This window comes from Methylobacterium sp. HJ2 (assembly GCF_056431005.1).
The window spans coordinates 54,335-71,525 of the sequence record NZ_JBWJYM010000011.1 but is presented as its reverse complement, the minus strand read 5'-3'; the positions used below and the strand labels follow the sequence as shown (position 1 = coordinate 71,525).

Sequence of the window (17,191 nt, the reverse complement as noted above, 5' to 3'; positions counted from 1 at the left end):
ATCCGCGCTTTCGAGCATCCGAATGAGAAGGGCTATCTGAAGTGAGCCAAGGCTCGACGGTTGGCGCCTTTGTGCAGGCCACGGCGATCACCTCCGACGAGGTTGAGGCCGCGATCGACGCGCTGATCGCCAAGCCCGACACCGACCCCTATTCTATCGGCGGCGGCTACCTGCTCGACTTGGCGGCACCCGTGAAGGCGCATGGGCCCTCTGCGGTCGCTCTGGCAGATCCTGACCGGACCGAAAAATTCGAGTGCACGATGGCGCGGGCCGTGATTTTTCTGGCGAGGCCCGAGAAGGTGTGAGCCACGTGCGTGCGAAATATTGTGCAAATCATATGTTGTTTCAGATTTCTATCAATTAGCTAAGTGATAAGGACGTGGCCGGGCGATAATTGATCGGCTGGAGTTCAATAATGTTGCCACCCAGATCCGCATATCTTATCAAAATCAGCCCAGTTTTTGGTCGACGCTCCCTGTACACCTGGGCGATAACCGGCACGGAGACCCTGTTCTATGAGGCGTCCGAGACCACTTATGCCACAGTCGAACAGGCTCTAGCCGAAGCCCATGCCCGGCTGGCGCAACTCGCTTGATGGCAGGGCAAGTCGTTGCAAAATATGAGGCGACTGCCATTCGCCTGATCCGCTCCTTTGTGGGTGCCATGGCTATACCAAATGACTGGCCAAGCCTTGGCCGAGGGGCTGCTCCAAACCAACCACGAGCTGCGTGAGTTGCTGCGCTTCGCCTTCGGGCTCAACATGAATGCCGGAGACGTGCGCGAGACCTATCAGGACGTTTGTGAGTGGGCAGAGTCGACCGGCGGTCTAATCGAAGAGGTGATTGAGGCCCTGATCGCGACGTGGCAGCAATGGAAGGCCAAGCGGGCCCGGACATGACAAATCCTGCCGCGATATAGCCGGGCGGGTTGAGGTAGGGCTGTGGGGACCGCAGGGATCCGCAGAGAGTGCTAAAGCGCCAGGGCTACCGGACAATGCCACGCTTCACGTCGCCGCGTCCGGCTTCGCGGGCGTCGCCCCACCGCTGAAGAAGCCGTCGTTGGCCTTGGCATCCGGAAACTTGATCTCGAACGCGGCCTCGTTGACCATCTCGATGGTCGTCGTCGTGCCCGCCTCGCGCTGGCTGTAGGCGTAGCCCCAGAGCCGGAGCTGCATCTGCCCGCTCTTCGTCGGGAACAAGGCTGGCGACTTCACCGTCACCCGGTCCGTCAGCTCCCACAGCTTGCCGTCGGGCTTGAGCCAACCCTTGTAGGTGAGCGTGACCCGGAGCAGCGCCGACTCGATCGCCTGGGCCTCCATGTTCGTGCGCAGCTCCGCGCCCTTCTGATCCAGCGGCATCTCCGCCAGCACCTTGCGCTGAACGCCCGGGATGCCGGCCGAAAGCGTGCTCTTGGCCTGGACCTCGGATGCCCTGCGACCGAACAGGCTGTCGGAGCCGGGCTGCTGCGCGTTGACGATCAGTTCCTCGACGCCCGGCATCTCTAGCGTGCAGTTGGCCGCGAGGATGTTGTCGCCCTCCGTGAAGGTGATGGCATTGCCGCCCGGACGCGTTCCCGCCACCAGTGTGCCGTCCGCGTCCGCCCGCAGCCACAGCCCACGCTGGTTGCAGAGGCGCGAGATCAGGGCGAAGTGGCTCTCGCCGAAGCGAACCATCACCTGCGGGAAAGGTGTGTCCCAGCCTTGCGGCGCCGACTCGACCCGGAACTTCAGCCCGAGCGGCTTCAGGACGGAGTTGGCGATGGCGTCGACCGTGTAGCCACGATACTGACCCGTTCCGCCGTTGACCGAGCCGATCTCCGTCAGGCCCGCCTTGGAGAAGCCTGTCACTTGCACGGCGTGCCGGTTGGCGTCGTAGGCGGCCTGCCGGTTCCGAATGTAGCCCTCACGGATCACAACCTGACCGGCGAGCGCAATGTCGACCCGCGCGCCCGGCCGCAGGCGAAAGGCCGTGGCGGTGTTCGGCTCGGCGCAGACGAGCTGGAACGAGCGCGACCAGCCTTGATCGTAGGACTGCCCGATCTTCACGGCGAGCCAGTCGCGGTAGGTGCCGCCCTCGGTGCGTACCTCGCAGGTGAGTTCGGGATCAGCCATGGGTGGCCTCCATCAAGTTCGGAGAGGCGCCGATCTCAGCCTGCACCTCATCCAGGGCGACGTGCATCTCCGACCCGCCCGACATCTCGACCAGTGCGGCGCGGATCTCGCTCTCAGCCAGGGCGAGCACCTGCGAGCGCACCGTGCTCGGCATCCGGCCAGCGATGCGGGTCGGCAGGGCCAGAAGCTTGTTCTGGAGCTTGCGCAGTTGGATGACGCGGGCCGTGACCGCTACGTCGACCGGCACGACGCTGCCGCGGGTAACGTCATTCTTCAGCTCGGCCGCGATGGCGAGAGCACGGTCCTTGCGGGCGCGCTCCTGAGCTGGGTCGAGATCGCCAGCCGGCAGGCGCCCCGATGCATTCTCGCGCAGGTGCCGGATGTAGGCGACGCGCGCCTCATCGAGGTTGAGAGCGCCGCGCGACGCTCTCGCAAGCACACCCTTGTCCTGAAGCTCATAGATCCGGCGCTCGCTCAGATCGAGGTGAGCGGCTGTCTCGGCAATGGTCGCCATTCTGCTGCTGAAGCCCCTATGGAAACTCTGCACCTGCGGAACTGTCGGACTCGCGCGGACCCGCGTATGCCGGCAGCCCTTGGAAGGACCCGGGAACTCGTTGCCGAGCCTCACGCTGAGAGGCTGCCCGTCTCGCCGGGGCTGCCCGGCCGGAACGTCGCTCTCTGGGTTCGGTTGATCTCGCAACCATGAGAGGAGGCGACCATGAAGGCCATCCTGGCATCATCCCTGGTCGGGCTCGGCTTGCTTGCTGCCGCGCCTGCATCTGCGCAGCGCATTGAAGTCGGTCCTGATGGTCCGGCTGTCGATGTGCGCCCGCGAGGTCGGGAGGTAATCGAACGGGACGACGTGCGTCCTGGCATCGAGCGTCGGGAGATCCGCCGTGAACGCCGTGAGATGCGGCGTCCCGATGTAGAGTACGATGACGACGACGATTGAGTCCTAATCGCGATGTCACGGGGCGGCCCTGCCTGCGAGCTTAGGCCGCCACGCTGATCCGTTGGCCTCTGCTTCCTCAGCTGTCTCGTGCAGTTCGCGCGGATCGATCTTGCGGAAGACAGTTGCACCGGCCCCATGCGCGTCCGCTGGATCGGCCGGCACGATGACCACCACAGGCGGGATGGTCTCTACCTCTGCAGGCGTGGCGGCAGTGCCCGGCTTCGTCATGGCGGTCTCGCTCAAGCTGCGATCCAGGCGAGGCGGTCGCCGGGATGCGTGACAAGGTTGCGGGTCTCGCCAGCGCGGACGAAGTAGCGGGGGCCGTTGGTCGCGTCGGGCGACGAGCCGATCGCAACGAAGGCGTCCACGGCTGCGGCAACCTCCATCATCGAGCTGGTGAGATCGGTGCGGTAGGCGGGCCTCTCGGGAGCCGCGTTCGTGGTCGTGCCAGGGGCGCTCATCGTCTGCGACCAAGCCGGACTGCCTTCCGCAAGGGAGGCGCCGTTGGTGATGCTGACGAAGGTGCAGGTCACGTGGATGCCGGTGAGGGCCATCGCTCGAACTCCTGTTGCGGCGCTTGCCGCTGCTGAGTGGGACCGCAGCACGTGACCCGTACCGCGGTCCCTGGCGTCATCCCGCAGAGGCTCGGGAGCGGTCGTGCCAGCCTTGAGATCCGTGATGCGCCCGGGCCGACAAGGGCAGGCGCTGAGACAGGCTGGCTTTGGCTATCGGGCTGACCGGTTCGCCCTCAACACGCGCCCCGCGAGAAGCGCGCATTCCCTCAAGCTGTGCGTCGCCAGAGCGACCCATCCGCGGCGTAGCGTTCGGCACCCACCGTGAAGGCTGAGCCGGGCTTGGCGAGATCGCGCCGGGTCTGCTCGACAGCCGAGCGTGTCGGGGTGCCCTTGGCCTCGTCCTGGCGAGCCCGAGCCGACCAAGCCGCGAAGCGCTCGGCCTGCGTGGGCTTGGCCTCGGCTGCGGCAGGCTCGGGCTTGCGAAGGACATGACGCGCCCAGGCGCGGCCTTCCTCGATCTCAGTGCGGGTCATGGACGATCCTCCCGGATAGCGGGACGGTCTCGCCCCAGATGAAGCCGGCGTCGGTGCCCAGCGCGGGCAGTCTGACGCGGGCGGCAATCGAGCTGTGCGGCTGGTCGGGCCTGCCATTCCAGCTGCAGCGGGGCTCTCCGGGTGAGACAGGCTCGGCGCCGTCCGGGAGCGCAGCGTTGGCCGTGGCGATCAGCGCGGCCCGCTCGCGGATCTTGCTGAGCAGCGGCACTAGGCGCCGTGCCTCCGTGTCGTACTCTTCAGCGAGCTTGGCGACCTCGGCGCTGGCCTTCACGGCCTTGCGGTAGAGATCCTTGCGACGGGCCTGCTCGGCCTCGTGCGCGGCGCGCTGGACAGCCTCGGCCTTCAAGGCGGCGGCGTGCTGAACTTCACCCTGATCGGCGCGGATCTTGGCGACGGCGATGCGGTGGTCGAGGTTGGCCACGTCCTCGGCCGTGCCCCGCAGCAGCATGTCGGCGCGCGAGGCTTCCAGCGCTTGGCGCTCGGCAACAGCCGCCTCGCGGTCGGCCGCAATCTCGGTCGAGGTGCGCGGGGCCAAGCGAGGCGCAACCGGTTCCTGCCGTGTCCTGCCGAGGCTGACATGCGGGGCAACGGTGCGCATGTCGCCGAGGTTGATGGTGGGGAGGCTCATCGCAGTTCTCCCTCAAGCCGCCGGCCGAAGCGCGGGCGCGGAAGGATGCGGACCACGACCGTCGTCGTTGCCGAGCGTCACGCCCTCGGCGGCGATCTGCGCTCGCACACTCTGGCGGACGAACTCGGAGACGGTCTGACCGCGCCGGCGCGCGGCAGTCTCGGCAGCGCGGGCGAGGTTGGTCTCGACCTTCACCTGCAGCAGTGCGTCTCGGCGGAGTAGATCAGGCATCGTCTTGTCCCGCTCAGTGGATAAACAAGACGATGTGCCTACATCAGATCTAAAGCAATAGCGGGATACAAGGCGCGGATGACGACCGATTGTCTATGGGCATGCACAGGAGTGCTCTGTTGTTCATTGTTATGCTCTGTTACGTCTAGGCTGCGTTGTTCTGCCGCAGTTGTGAAGCTTGTTCAGGAATAGCCGCGGTCATTGCGTGATGATCGTCTGGCTCGTCTGCCGGCTTGGATTTCATTGCAAATGATACTTTGTGCACGCCGTGAGAATTAACACATCGTTAATCGGAGGAGGGCCTATTATAGCCCAAGCACAATAAATCGGCCCTGGATCTGCCAGGAGTTAATTTGGGGGATGATCAATGTCTCTGGCGTGATATTTTCGCAGAGGAGTCCGACATGAGCAACAACTCTGAAATAGACCCACAAGGTCAAAGCGCCGGATGCTACCGCCTGCTACTGGTGGCGACGCTGATAACCATTGCCGGTTATGCCACTTGGCTCGTTGTTCTAGATTGATCGCTTCAGAAGATCAGTCAGCAGATTAAATGGGCTTGCACGCTCCGGCGCTCACGCGAACCTCGGCCTGATCTTCAGGGTTCAATTGTGCCCGGACGAAATGATGCTGATTTAGGTCCAGCGTAAAAAAATAAATCCCATTTTGACACTTGATTGAATTTCGCGGCCGTCCTTCATTCAACCGAGGATTAGCGGCTGAGCACTCGTAATAATCTGATCGTCCGGCGGATATCATCGTCAGGAAACCGCCGCTAGCGGTGATCGTGAACGACTGCCCTCGGTAAGTCTTTGGTTTTGCACCGTTCGCATCCGGTGCAACCTCCAAGCCGAAGGAGATATCCTCGACGCACAGCATGGGGCGGCGCGATTGAGCATGCAGAGGGCTGGCACCCAAAATTACGAATGCTATCGCGGCAGCTCTCATCGTCGTCCCTCAATCAACAGGACTGCGGCACCCCCACCTCGGTACAAACTGCTTAGGTCATATCACGGCAGCTGCATCAACTGCGCAGAAGGGTCAGCTAGAGGATCCCCACAACATTGCCGGTGAAAGCGACCGACGATGCCTGCGGCCCGCAGTGATCCCATCCGTCGCCTATCCGGATGTCCGTCCCGCCATTCGAGGCCGCTATTGCGTGTCTCGAACATCGCCGAGGAAGTGCCGAACTATGCAGCAGGTCACGCCAACGTCTGTCTATGGTAAGCACGGTCGTTCGCGGGGGACACGGCGCATGGACATGGACTTCATCCGTGAGCTGTTGCTGATGATTGAGGCCGGGAAGTTGCCAGATTGGCCCGACACCGGGCAGCGTATGGACCAAGAAACTGAGATCAAACTTGAGCGAGCACGGATATCGTACTACTATCTTGATCTTTTCAACAGAAACGAGCTGATCAAAGTAGAGTCCGAGCCTGGATCGGCTGTCTACACTATTGGAGGATTGACAGACAAAGGTCTCGACTTCCTCAATGCGATACGCTCAGCGCCCGGCTAGTTTGTCCTGAGGGCGACCTGCTCCTCCGAAAATCCGAAAATCCAGTCCTCCCTTGCGACACTCGCGACATTTGCGACGGTTCGGCCGATCAGACCGGGAATTGTCGCGGATGTCGCAACTGTCGCAACGGGCACCGTGAAATCTACGCTTTTGGGTTCAGCCATGCCCCATCTCCTCAGGATGGGCTCGGAAGGTCCGCGGACGCGCACTGATCTCCTCAACCCAGCCGTGAGCCTTCAAAATCTCGAGAACGGCCTCCGCGTCCTTCTTGGTCCGGGTCGCGCTCGGTCCGAGGCGCAGAACGTCGCGAAGCTGACAGGTGCCGTCGGGCTGACTGCGCATCCAAGTCAGCAGCGCTTGAGCCTGGAGCAGCTTCGGATCGGTACGGCTTGCACCGTGTAGACGGAGGGCCTCGTCGACGTACCACGTCGTCAACAGGATGGCCGAGGTCATCACCGCCGCCGAAATCTCCGCAGCGTGCTCGTCCTCGACGATGGCTAGGACACCCGCGATCCGGGCCGCATGTTCGGCGGCCTTGGCCGCGAAATCCCGGATCGGCCGCAGATCGCCATCCGGGCTGCAGCGCTCCTCGATCCAATTGTAGAAATCTCGCCAGCGCTGCTCGGCGGCTGCGCCGATAGGCATCTCACGAGGTTGCAGGCCCTGCATACGGTCAGCGATCTGCGGCCAGCCCTCCAGAAGAGTCAGCATCCGAGCGTGGTAGCGGCGGATCTGCTCGGCGTCGGCAGCGGTCGCGACCCGGAATAAGCGCGTGCCAGCGATGCTGTCCGGCGCGGCCACAAGGATCCGCGAGAGCAATCCCTGATCCCGCAACACCGGATCGGACAGAAACGCTGCCGCCGCCTCGGGCTGCACCATCAGGTGCATGGCGAGGCGGCGTCCTTTCAGGATCGACACGCCGTCGAGCGCCCGCACCCGTGTTACCGGCTTGCCGTCCCAAAGAACGGAGAACCCGGCGGCGGTGCGCAGGCGGTTCTCCTGCGCCATACCGTGTCCGCCCGTGAATTGGCCGCCCTCGGCCGTGAATACGCCGAGCGCGGGCGGCATGCTGGGCCAGCTTTTCACCAGCCCCTCGAACGTCGGCTCGGCGGAGGTGAGCACCGGTCTGATTGGCGCCTGCGGCTCCGGCCCGAGCGTGGTGAGTTGCACCTTGCGATCCTCGAACCCGAGCTTGCGGTCGCCCTCGATCTTCTTCTTCTCCGCCGACCACGCCGCGTAGGTGATCAGCCATTCGTGGTGATCGTGACCATGCATCTCCTGAAGCGCGTCCTCGCGACGCGAGACCGGCCACAACGCCTCGTTGTCCGTCGTGCTCTTCCGGTCGCCGGAGGACGCGCTGCTGACGAAGTACAGGCTTAGCGGCCGGCGCTGGCCGTAGGGCATTCTGACATCAGCGTGGGCCTGGGCCGCGAGGCTTGCGGCGGCCAGGACCGACTGCGCGGCCATCGCGGGCGGCGCCTGAACCTTTCGGGCGATGGCACACGCGGCCTCGCCGAGGATCGGGCCAAGGGCACTGATCGGATACGGCGCGGCTGGCGGCAGCGGCGGGAAGAGCGGCAAGCGCTCCGGCCCGGTCTGATGCTGCGCCTCCTGGTCGTCACGGTGATGATCGCCACCCCAGCGATCGTCGTCGGCATCAGGTGGACCGAGGCGGTCTAGCTCGACTGCAAATGGGTCGGCTCTCATCGGCGCACCTCCGCGAATTCTGATGCAGGGCGGGGTGACGAGGCTGCTTGGCGGGCAGCCTGATCGCGTTTCATCTGTTTGAGGTCGCCAAGGAGCGACAGGGCCGAGCGCACGCAGGCAGCAAGGCAGCGGCAGGCGTGATCAAGGCCGGCGTCGTCGGATACGTCGACGTAGCCCTGACTCAGGCGGGCATAGACTTCGGCTCGGGCCAGGATGTCGCCGATCTCGTCGCGGTAGACCTGCGGCGTGCCGTAGGCCGGCAGATCCTTGTCGGGAGTGCTCATTCGGCATCTCCCCCATTGAACTGTTCGCCCCAGGCCCGCAGCAGGTCGCGCTCCGACTCCTCTGCGGCCCTGAGCGCCGTAAGTGTTTCCGGCGTGATGTGCCGCTCAATGGCTTCCCGAACCATCGCCTTGAGGGTTCGAGGCGCGAGGGCGTCCAACTCGACGCTCTCGCCTGCGAAACCCTGGGCGTGCCGGTTGCCCTCGCGCTTGGTCGGCCGCGTCGGCAAGCGGTACTGCGCGATCTGATCTTCGGTGAGGGAAACCCGCTCGACCGTGAACGGGATCTCGGGGCAGAACTCCCTCAGCCGCGCCTCAATGGTGCGCGGGATCAGAGCGCCGGTCGGGTCGTGGTCGCCGAACTGGTAGATGTAGCTCGGGCGATCCCGGATCCTCCACTCGAACCGCATCTGCTCGGCCGTCGAGTGTAGGAAGGTGAGAGAGGGCATGCCCTTCGAGGACAGCAGCGGCACGTCGTACTCTGACGTGACATCCCACATGATGCCCGACAGCGCGTCCTTCTCGACCCAGATCTCAATGTAGGCGGCTGACTCGCGCAACGCGCTCTTGCGGTAGAACGTGGCGGTGTCCTGCACCGCCTCGGCCATCGTGGTGTAGGTCCGCGTCACCCGGCGCGCGCGGCTGTGATCCACGATCCAGCCGAACGGCAGTTCGCCGGCCATGCGCATGGAGGTCAGCAGGCGAACTACCGTCTGCTGATACTCGACCTCGCTCTTCTCGATGAGGTCACGGTTGACGAGTTGGTAGAAGACCTGCCGAACCGTCATCGGCCGCTCGGCCTCGACGATCCGGTAGACGGCCGCCTTGAGGTCGCCGATGGCGGCCTTGGTCCGGCGAAACCGTTTTATTTGGCATGCTGGATAAGTTGGCGCGACGTTGTGGGAGGCACTCATAGGCGCCCCCGCCAGCTATCCGTGACTGGGTAGGCCAACTCGGCAACCAGCGCCGCGTGAAGCGGTGAGAGGCCGAACCGGCGAGCAATCAGGTCTTGTCGAAGCGCATGGGCTGGCGTATTTCCGTATGTGTCGACCGCCAAGACGACATCATTCGGAACCCGCCGCAGCCCGCGCTGTGCGCGGGTTTCTTGGTTCATGGCTTATGCAGCCTCCCGATTGTATTCGGAGGTGGAGCGGCAGCGTCGAGCCGTCTTCCAGAGGTCAAGGTCGGAAGTCTCGTATAGAACGCGTCGGCCAATCTTATAAAAAGTTGGTCCGTCACCGCGAACGCGCGAATGGTTCAGGAAAGACTGGCTGACGCGTAGGTACAGCGCCGCCTCTTCCACGCTTTTTGCTGACATTTGCTCGGGCTCCCGTTGAGGTGCTCCAGCATGTTCAGCCTTGTCGCAGTTTATCTAAACATGGGATTTACTGCCGATTTCACCCTTTTCGCGGCTTTCGCAGCCGGTCGTCAGATGCCAGCGTCACAAGCCTAATGTCGTAGAGCGAACTGACGCGCAGTAAGAGGCTATGAAGTTCTCCGGTCGGTCTGCCCGACGCAGCGGTAGCGGTTGACGTCGTGCCTCGTCCTGATCCGGTCCTGCCCGTGACGGTCTGATACGCGAGCTTCACCGCACGGGCAGCCCTATTCATCTCTCTCAGTTGAGGCCGTCCAGTATTAAGCTCTGCGAGAGCGAGAGTCGAAGCTCTTAAGATGCACTCGCGGCACAATAGGGAAGCAGGACCTACGAACGAAATTCCCAGTTTTTTAGCTGCAAGCCGAAGTTCGCTAAATGTATGCGGACTAAGATCCACTATTGCCCTTGCGAGGGCTAATTTGTCATGTCTGCGACTTACTTCAGCAAGGCGTCTGAGGTCGCGACCAGATGATGAGCTACGATAACGCGAACGGATGAGCCTGCCTGATTTTGTCTTTACAATGCTGGTCTTTCGGCTTTGACGATAGTGCCACGCCCATTCACAAGACAGATGAACGAGTGAGCTAAGTCGAATTAAGTGGTCTTCATCCAATCCCGCGCGATTTATACTCTGCAGAAGGCTTGTTACCTGCCTATGCCTAATATCTCGATGTTGTGACGCAGCCTCAAATATTAGCTTGTCGTCCGGCAGTTTCGGAATGCCTAGCTGCAAAATCACTATCGCAGCAGGCGCATCGTCTGAAATAGACTCCACACAACGGGAAGCTTCTTCATCCGAAGTCACGACTTTGTCCCACTTAACGCGAGCATCGCGAAGAGTTCTTGGCTGATCTGCTCCGACAGAAGTCGTACCGGCGCATTCTGCCGCGATACATACCGGCCCGTCATCGCGAGCGTCTTGTGACCGAGCGCGTCCCGGAGAACTAGAGCATTGGCCCCAAGCGCCGCGCCGCGCGTAGCAAAGCCATGCCGCAGGTCATGAAGGCGTAGGTCAGGCGCGCCGGCGCGCTCGCGAACGCCTTCCCAGGTCCGGCGGATGACGTCCTTCGTGATCGGGCCGTTCCCGAGGTCATTACACAGGATGAAGTCGGATCGGCGAGGGAGGACCGCCAGCAATTGGACCGCTGGACCCGAGAGGTGGACGTGCCTTGCTCCAGCCTTCGTGGACAACGCCCGCAGGCTCAATAGGCCAGCGGAAAGATCAACGTCAGACCAGCGCGCGTTCTGCCACTCGCCGACGCGACAGCCGGTGAGGATCAACATCTTGATTAGCGTCGCCGCCTCTAAGCGGATCTTAGGCGCAGACAACTCATTCCAGATTGCCCTCAACTCCGCGTCGGTCGGCACGCGGTCACGTTCCTCTTCATGATGGAGCGGGATACCGCGCGCAGGATTGTCGGAGATCAGCTCGTCCGACACCGCCAGTGAGAGCGCCTTGCGCAACACGGCCAGCTCGTGGTTCGCCGCTCGCGGACGATGCCGCTGCTGGGCGTGCCAACTGCGGATCTCTGTTCGGGTGAGGTCGCTCAGTCGGGTCGCGCCAAACTGCGGGATCAAAGTCCGGTTGATCATCTCTTCGAACACCTTGGCGGTGCTCGCGCGCCGCTTGGGGCGCCAGTGCTGATCGAGAGCAGTGATCAGGGCATCCCGGACGGTCGGCTCCTTCCGGTGAAGGGAGCGGGCCGCCGCCGGGTCTTCGCCGCTCGCAACCCGAGCTAGGATCTGCTTCGCGTTCCGACGAGCGTCGTCTGCAGTGAGCGCTCCATGCCGTCCGAGTGAGATCCTGCGAGTTGGGTAGGACCGCCCCCGGCCTGCGCGGTACTCCACCAGATAGGTCCGAGAGCCGTCCGCGTTCCTCCGTACCGCGAAGCCGTGGAGATCGTCGTCACGTTGGATCCGCCCGGCGTCCTCTTCGCCGAGAGCATCCACGAAACGCTTCGTGATCCTCGCCATCGCGTCAGCCCCGCCTCGTGCCGACACAGCATCCATGTCGGCACCGTGTCGGCACCGAAGCTGCAACTTGGCGACAGCCGATGCAAGCCGCGGATCGAAATTCGGTGTTAGCTCAGGGTCTTGTGCAACGGCGGGCAACCCCGTGCATGTCTGAGCACCTGTTTCCGCCAGACTTAAAATCTTGCGGCCGCAAGGCCGTGCGGGTTCGAGTCCCGCCGTCCGCACCAGCACTGAGCAGGTTTTCAGGGGAACGAGCGTAACCGCCGGGGTAACGCTCGGGGTAACAGCACCAGAGGTTGCGCTTGGGTTTGCGGCTCGTCCTCCAGTCAGCAAAGACGGCTTTGCTCAATATTTCAGCACGGAGAATTTCTGCGTCCTTGGCCTCTCTTGGCGGCCAGCACGCCCGAAGTGCAGATTTGCCGCTCCACAAGGTGCGTGGTGGTCCTCCATTCAGAAGATGCGGGGGCGCATCGGCCGGACGTAGCGTCAGCCCCGGCGCATCACCTGCGCCATAAGGGAGGACAGAATGTCCGCAGTCTTGGTCCCCGCCCTCCGGCGCAGTCTCACCCGGTTCGCGATGGCCTTCACCGTCGCTGCCGTGGCGTTCGGTATGACCATGCTGACGTCACCGCCGGTCAGTAAGGCTGCGGTCATGGAAGCCGGCGCTGTTGGGCCAATCACCAGCTGTGAGTTCCTGCCACTCGGCGACGCCAACGGCTGCACGGTTTACCGATAAGGGTATCCTCGCCACCCGATCCGCGGCACGCCGCATCAGGCGGTTGGCGCGGCGCAGATCCAGCCGGGCGGCTCGGATCAGCCAGAGCTGATGCAGGGCACGAAGCAGGCGCATGGCGAGCCCTCCCCATACCGCATCAGCTCGACGGCCATCGCTGCCAGCATGTCGTCCAGATAGACGTAGCCGGTCGCAATCTTCCCCTGCACCTCCGTCTCAAGATCCTCCGAGGGGAAGAGCCGTGAGAGGCAGGCCGCCTTGGCCAGGATGTCGGGCAGCCCGGCCGACGGGGATGCCGCTACGCGCGCCCACGGCGCAGCGCAGGCACGCATCAAGTCGGCGTCGTAGCCTCCGACACCATCGTCCGCGTTCAGACGAGCGTTCATAGCGTCGTGCTTGGCAATCAGCCGGAGCAGCTTGGGCGACGGCGCTGACGGGGCTGCAGCGCCGAGCGTGACCGGGAGCGCGGCGAGGCCGAGGAGGAGCCCTCGACGACTGGCGGGCGCGCTCATCGGCGCGTCTCCCGCCATTCGCAGCCAACCGTGCTGAGCACGACAGGTGCCCGCGCCGCCGCCTCCTGCTGGACGCGATCCCGCACCTCGGCAGGTGGCTTAGGCACCCCAGGCCGCCGGAATCTCAAGTCCTCCATAGCCGCCAGGAGCGCGTCGCGGAGATCTCCTAGAGCGTGGCCGCCTATTGCGGACTCGTAGAACGACGAGATCAGAATCGGCTACTTCGACATGGTAAGGTCTCCAACAACAGATTCACATTGATCGTGGGCTGCCGAGATGCCTCGCCGAAAAACGGGGAGGCCCTTACCGCAAACAGGAGTACCCGGAGCTATCTTCGGTCGAAACCGGGGTCTGCCGATCTCTGCGCGGATATGGCCGCCCGTCACAGATCGATACAGGAACGTCGGTGCGTTGCAGGCGGGAACAAGCCGTGCCTCGACCTCGCTTTCCCAGAGGCTATCCTGGCAGGATGCGCAAAGCCCTGGCCGCCCTCGTTTTTGTCGCTACTGCCGGACAGGCGTCCGCCACGGATCTCTACCGATTCGATTTGCTGCGTCGACCGGATCATAAGCGCGTCTACAATGCGATGCTCATAAACAGTCCGGCAATACCAAAATGGGTCATCGCGTATAGCTGCACACTTGATGGGCCCTCTCAACTTTCTAGGAATATCAAGGCGGACGACGAAAATTACCACTCGGCTGATATTCGCAAGACCAACGACTGTCTAGACTACAAGTTGTAAGCCATATTCCCACCGAATGGCGAACAAGTGTGGGATCGTCTATATGAAAATGGCACCACGACATGGATTGGTCATCCATCGCCCGCGTTCAGGAAGGCAGCTGAGCGGATCGAATTTTGATCTGCTTTTGCCTTGATAAGCTTACGGCACCGGCCGAGCCGGTGAGAAGCCTGGGCTGGTAGAAGGTGCGCCGGCGTTCGCAACGCAACAGTGGGACGATTGACTATTATCCTGACAGAGCAGCAGTGGTGACACGTTGCCAGACCCTATGACGGAATCTCCATGGTATCAGGAATCGCTAATGTTCTCATAGTGTGTCCATGAGCACACAAAATGTCACTTCAGATGGTTATATAAACGGCGCAGGGCAACCACAGTCGAAGCTTTGAAGCGACCTAAGTTCCATGCAATTTCTGCCAAGCGGACCTATTTTCACAGGTGGGGAGAAATATCGATGGCCTTGATATTTACGAATATAACTCTTGGAGGAGAGCAGTCTGCAGTTGCTACCGACGTGACAGCTCAAGGCATTGTTGTTATAAAATCGTCACAACGTTCAATTTACAGATCATTGTTATATAGCGGCGGAATATTTTCAGATGTCACCGAATCTTATCCAATAAATTTTACCACTATAAATGACACATTGACTACCGCAAGTGTATCCTATGGTGAAGATGGGTTGCTAAAACTGGTTACCAAGACAAGTTCTGGTGTTTTCTCAGTTCTTAAGACCTTCGAAAAAGGTATTGGACTTGATGTTGTTGACATAAACGACAATGGGAGCATCGTCGGAACAACAAGCTCTGCCGGTTCGAGTTATGGATTTTTATATCAGCAGGATGGTACTTACTCGACTTTTGCCTATCCTGCCTCAGGAACTAAGACCACCGTTGCTACTGGGGTAAACATTTCAAATGAAGTGGTTGGGTATTATTCCAATGGAACCACTACGCATGGTTTCACATTTCAGTCAGGAATATACGCATCAATCGATTTTCCCAATGCAACTAATACTTACTTGAAGGGCGTCAATGATCAGGGAGATATTGTAGGCGAATACGACGACACAAAAGGAAGGCGTCATGGATTTGTAGTTAAAAATGGAAAATTTACAACCGTTGATTTTCCTAACTCCGGAGTTACTTGGATATCTGGGATCACTAATAGCGAAGTTATTGGCGGCTCCTACTATAACGGCTCTAATATTACTAACTCTTTTACTGCACTCGTTACTAAGCAGTCATACGATTATAACGATTTTAACGACGATAGAACTTCCGACATCCTGCTTCAGTCTGGTAGTGGCGTTGTCGACTGGACGATGCAGAACGGGCATCTCTCGGCCGGTGCACTAATCGGCAACAGCAGCAGCTATACGGCCTTGGCATCGGGCGACTTCGACGGCGACGGCACCGCCGACATCCTGTTCCAGGACCCGAGCAACGGCTACGTCGCCACTTGGCGGATGCAGAACGGTCAGGTCGCCGCCGGCGCGCTCATCGGCGCAGCTAGCGGCTACGGCATCGTCGGCGCCGGCGACTTCAATGGCGATGGCACATCTGACGTCCTGCTGCAGGATGCGTCGGGCAACCTCGTCGACTGGACGATGCAGAACAGCCAGCTCCAAACCGGCGCGCTGATCGGCAACAGCGGCAGCTACAAGGTGGTGGGCACCGGTGACTTCAACGGCGACGGCACTGCCGACATCCTGCTGCAGAGCGGCTCGACCGTCGTCGAGTGGCTGATGGCTGGAGGCCAGATTTCAGCGGGCCGCATCCTGGGCGATGCCGGCAGCTACACCGTGGCGGGCGTGGGCGATCTCAACGGGGACGGGAGGTCGGACGTCGTGCTGCAGAGCGGGTCCATGGTCGTGGACTGGATCCTCGGCGCGGGTGCGGGCGCGGGTGCGGTCGCGTACGGAGCCATCCTGGGCGATGCGGGCGGCTACAAGGTGGCGGCGGTAGGCGATTACAACGGGGACGGCACGGCGGATCTGGCGCTGCAGAGCGGCTCCACGCTGGTGGACTGGACGGTCCGGAACGCCCAGGTCACCGCTGGCGCCTTCATCGGCGATGCCGGCAACTACAGAATCGTCGGCTGAGCACAGGCGACAGCATCGCCTCCATCGGGAAGCCGCGCTTATGTCTCTGATCAGAGCGCGGCTCGGGCTCTCGCCACAAGGGTGGCCGTCCCACGCATACCCTCGCCGGGCCACACATTGGCGTTCCTGGGCTCATGCCATTGGCTTGAGCGTCTACGCGCTGGATTTTTTTAGCGATGTGCCACGAGGTCCTATCGCGCAGCCTTCACGTCGCCGCCTCTAGCTTTGGGGGCGTCGCCCCACCGCTGAAGAAGCCGTCGTTGGCCTTGGCATCCGGAAACTTGATCTCGAATGCGGCTTCGTTGACCCTCTCGAGCGTCGTCACCGTGCCAGCCTCACTCTGGCTGTCGGTGTAGCCCCAGAGCCGGACCTTCATCTGGCCGCTTTTCGTCGGGAACAGAGCTGGGCTCTTCACCGTCACCCGGTCCGTCAGCTCCCATAGCTTGCCGTCCGGCTTGAGCCAGCCTTTGTCGGTCAGTGTGAGCCATAGCAGCGCTGACTCGATCGCCTGCGCCTCCATGTTCGTGCTCAGCTCTGTGCCCTTCTGATCCAGCGGCATCCCGGGCGTCCAGCACCTTGCGCTGGACGCCCGGGATGCCGGCCGACAGCGTGCTCTTGGCCTGGGCCTCGGATGCCCTGCGCCCGAACGGGCTGCCCGAGCCGGGCTGCTGCGAATTGATGATCAGCGCCTCGACGCCCGGCATCTCAAGCAGGCTGTTGGCCGCAAGGATGTTGTCGCCTTCCGTGAAGATGATGGCATTGCCACCCGGTCGCGTGCCGCCTACCAACGTGCCGTCCTCATCTGCCCGCAGCCAGAGACCGCGCTGACTACACAGCCGCGAGATCGGGGCGAACGGGCTCTCGCCGAAAGGGGTGTCGCTGCCGGCCTCAGTCTCCGGCTTCCGCGCGGGACGGGTGACGGCCTTGGGCTTCAGCCTCTCGCGCTGGGACAGCCTGCGCGCGGTGAGCGCCCTCGTCCTCGAAAGTCTGGCTGCTCTGAGTCCGCGAGATCCAGCTAAGCGCAGCATCCCGGTTGAGTTTACCGTCCGCACATATTGGTAGCTCCATTTTCACGTATTGCGATACGCGTGCCCGAGTAATTCCTAGCTCGTGTGCCGATGCAGCTTTGGTTGTTATGGCCATGGGTCGCATACATAAAGGTGCGATTAAGCGGTTGTGAAAGGCTGCACCTGGACAGGTCTCGGACTCGCACGGACCCGAGGCTGCCGGCATTCCTAGACAGGACCCCGG

The 17,191-nt window shown here is 62.0% G+C and carries 19 protein-coding genes; 6 read left to right on the top strand and 13 right to left on the bottom strand.

All coding sequences use genetic code 11. The features are described 5' to 3' along the window. Positions 1-41 precede the first annotated feature (41 nt). The gene (locus tag ACS5RC_RS22770) at positions 42-305 is read left to right on the top strand and encodes a hypothetical protein (protein ID WP_478346205.1); all 264 of its coding nucleotides are present in this window, start codon (positions 42-44) and stop codon (positions 303-305) included. Between the two features lie 371 nt (positions 306-676). Further along, a complete protein-coding gene (locus ACS5RC_RS22765; RefSeq protein ID WP_478346204.1) occupies positions 677-898 on the top strand; it encodes a hypothetical protein in 222 nt (73 codons plus the stop codon). A 105-nt stretch (positions 899-1,003) separates the two neighbouring features. Here ACS5RC_RS22765 and ACS5RC_RS22760 read toward each other — a convergent pair whose 3' ends face one another. Beyond that, on the bottom strand, positions 1,004-2,110 hold the full coding sequence (locus ACS5RC_RS22760; protein ID WP_478346203.1) for a phage baseplate assembly protein: 1,107 nt from the start codon (positions 2,108-2,110) through the stop codon (positions 1,004-1,006). Further along, a complete protein-coding gene (locus tag ACS5RC_RS22755) occupies positions 2,103-2,624 on the bottom strand; it encodes a hypothetical protein (protein WP_478346202.1) in 522 nt (173 codons plus the stop codon). The genes ACS5RC_RS22760 and ACS5RC_RS22755 overlap by 8 nt, the downstream gene beginning before the upstream one ends. Before the next feature lie 204 nt (positions 2,625-2,828). Here ACS5RC_RS22755 and ACS5RC_RS22750 point away from each other — a divergent pair, with 204 nt between their 5' ends. Further along, positions 2,829-3,062: a hypothetical protein gene (locus tag ACS5RC_RS22750; protein ID WP_478346201.1), complete on the top strand. Its 234-nt coding sequence runs from the start codon at positions 2,829-2,831 to the stop codon at positions 3,060-3,062. Between the two features lie 15 nt (positions 3,063-3,077). Here ACS5RC_RS22750 and ACS5RC_RS22745 read toward each other — a convergent pair whose 3' ends face one another. The 4 genes from ACS5RC_RS22745 to ACS5RC_RS22730 form a co-directional block, all read right to left on the bottom strand. After that, positions 3,078-3,305: a hypothetical protein gene (locus ACS5RC_RS22745; protein WP_478346200.1), complete on the bottom strand. Its 228-nt coding sequence runs from the start codon at positions 3,303-3,305 to the stop codon at positions 3,078-3,080. Beyond that, complete coding sequence (locus ACS5RC_RS22740) at positions 3,302-3,616, bottom strand: hypothetical protein (RefSeq protein WP_478346199.1); 315 nt, start codon at positions 3,614-3,616, stop codon at positions 3,302-3,304. Before ACS5RC_RS22740 ends, ACS5RC_RS22745 begins: the two co-directional genes overlap by 4 nt. A 227-nt stretch (positions 3,617-3,843) precedes the next feature. Further along, positions 3,844-4,110 (bottom strand): hypothetical protein, encoded by a 267-nt coding sequence (locus ACS5RC_RS22735; RefSeq protein WP_478346198.1) that lies wholly within the window; start codon positions 4,108-4,110, stop codon positions 3,844-3,846. Further along, complete coding sequence (locus ACS5RC_RS22730; RefSeq protein WP_478346197.1) at positions 4,097-4,759, bottom strand: hypothetical protein; 663 nt, start codon at positions 4,757-4,759, stop codon at positions 4,097-4,099. Before ACS5RC_RS22730 ends, ACS5RC_RS22735 begins: the two co-directional genes overlap by 14 nt. 45 nt (positions 4,760-4,804) lie before the next feature. Here ACS5RC_RS22730 and ACS5RC_RS22725 point away from each other — a divergent pair, with 45 nt between their 5' ends. Both ACS5RC_RS22725 and ACS5RC_RS22720 read left to right on the top strand, forming a co-directional pair. Then, the gene (locus tag ACS5RC_RS22725; RefSeq protein ID WP_478346196.1) at positions 4,805-4,981 is read left to right on the top strand and encodes a hypothetical protein; all 177 of its coding nucleotides are present in this window, start codon (positions 4,805-4,807) and stop codon (positions 4,979-4,981) included. 1,264 nt (positions 4,982-6,245) lie between these two features. Further along, positions 6,246-6,509, top strand: a complete 264-nt coding sequence (locus ACS5RC_RS22720; protein WP_478346195.1) for a DUF2513 domain-containing protein — start codon at positions 6,246-6,248, stop codon at positions 6,507-6,509. A 156-nt stretch (positions 6,510-6,665) separates the two neighbouring features. Here the strand turns inward: ACS5RC_RS22720 and ACS5RC_RS22715 are convergent, their stop codons facing one another. The 6 genes from ACS5RC_RS22715 to ACS5RC_RS22690 all read right to left on the bottom strand — a co-directional run bounded on the left by ACS5RC_RS22715 (position 6,666) and on the right by ACS5RC_RS22690 (position 13,091). Continuing rightward, a complete protein-coding gene (locus tag ACS5RC_RS22715) occupies positions 6,666-8,216 on the bottom strand; it encodes a YfjI family protein (RefSeq protein ID WP_478346194.1) in 1,551 nt (516 codons plus the stop codon). After that, positions 8,213-8,500, bottom strand: coding sequence for a hypothetical protein (locus ACS5RC_RS22710; protein WP_478346193.1), 288 nt, complete (start codon positions 8,498-8,500; stop codon positions 8,213-8,215). The genes ACS5RC_RS22715 and ACS5RC_RS22710 overlap by 4 nt, the downstream gene beginning before the upstream one ends. Next, entirely contained in the window at positions 8,497-9,411 is a 915-nt protein-coding gene (locus tag ACS5RC_RS22705; protein WP_478346192.1) for a hypothetical protein, read from the bottom strand. Before ACS5RC_RS22705 ends, ACS5RC_RS22710 begins: the two co-directional genes overlap by 4 nt. 203 nt (positions 9,412-9,614) lie before the next feature. Next, on the bottom strand, positions 9,615-9,815 hold the full coding sequence (locus ACS5RC_RS22700; RefSeq protein WP_478346191.1) for a helix-turn-helix domain-containing protein: 201 nt from the start codon (positions 9,813-9,815) through the stop codon (positions 9,615-9,617). 858 nt (positions 9,816-10,673) lie between these two features. After that, positions 10,674-11,846, bottom strand: coding sequence for a tyrosine-type recombinase/integrase (locus tag ACS5RC_RS22695; protein ID WP_478346190.1), 1,173 nt, complete (start codon positions 11,844-11,846; stop codon positions 10,674-10,676). An 813-nt stretch (positions 11,847-12,659) separates the two neighbouring features. Further along, entirely contained in the window at positions 12,660-13,091 is a 432-nt protein-coding gene (locus ACS5RC_RS22690; RefSeq protein ID WP_478346189.1) for a hypothetical protein, read from the bottom strand. 1,199 nt (positions 13,092-14,290) lie between these two features. Here ACS5RC_RS22690 and ACS5RC_RS22685 point away from each other — a divergent pair. Continuing rightward, entirely contained in the window at positions 14,291-15,940 is a 1,650-nt protein-coding gene (locus ACS5RC_RS22685) for an FG-GAP-like repeat-containing protein (RefSeq protein WP_478346188.1), read from the top strand. Positions 15,941-16,145: 205 nt separating this feature from the next. Here the strand turns inward: ACS5RC_RS22685 and ACS5RC_RS22680 are convergent, their stop codons facing one another. Further along, positions 16,146-16,499 (bottom strand): hypothetical protein, encoded by a 354-nt coding sequence (locus tag ACS5RC_RS22680; protein ID WP_478346187.1) that lies wholly within the window; start codon positions 16,497-16,499, stop codon positions 16,146-16,148. Positions 16,500-17,191: the final 692 nt, after the last annotated feature.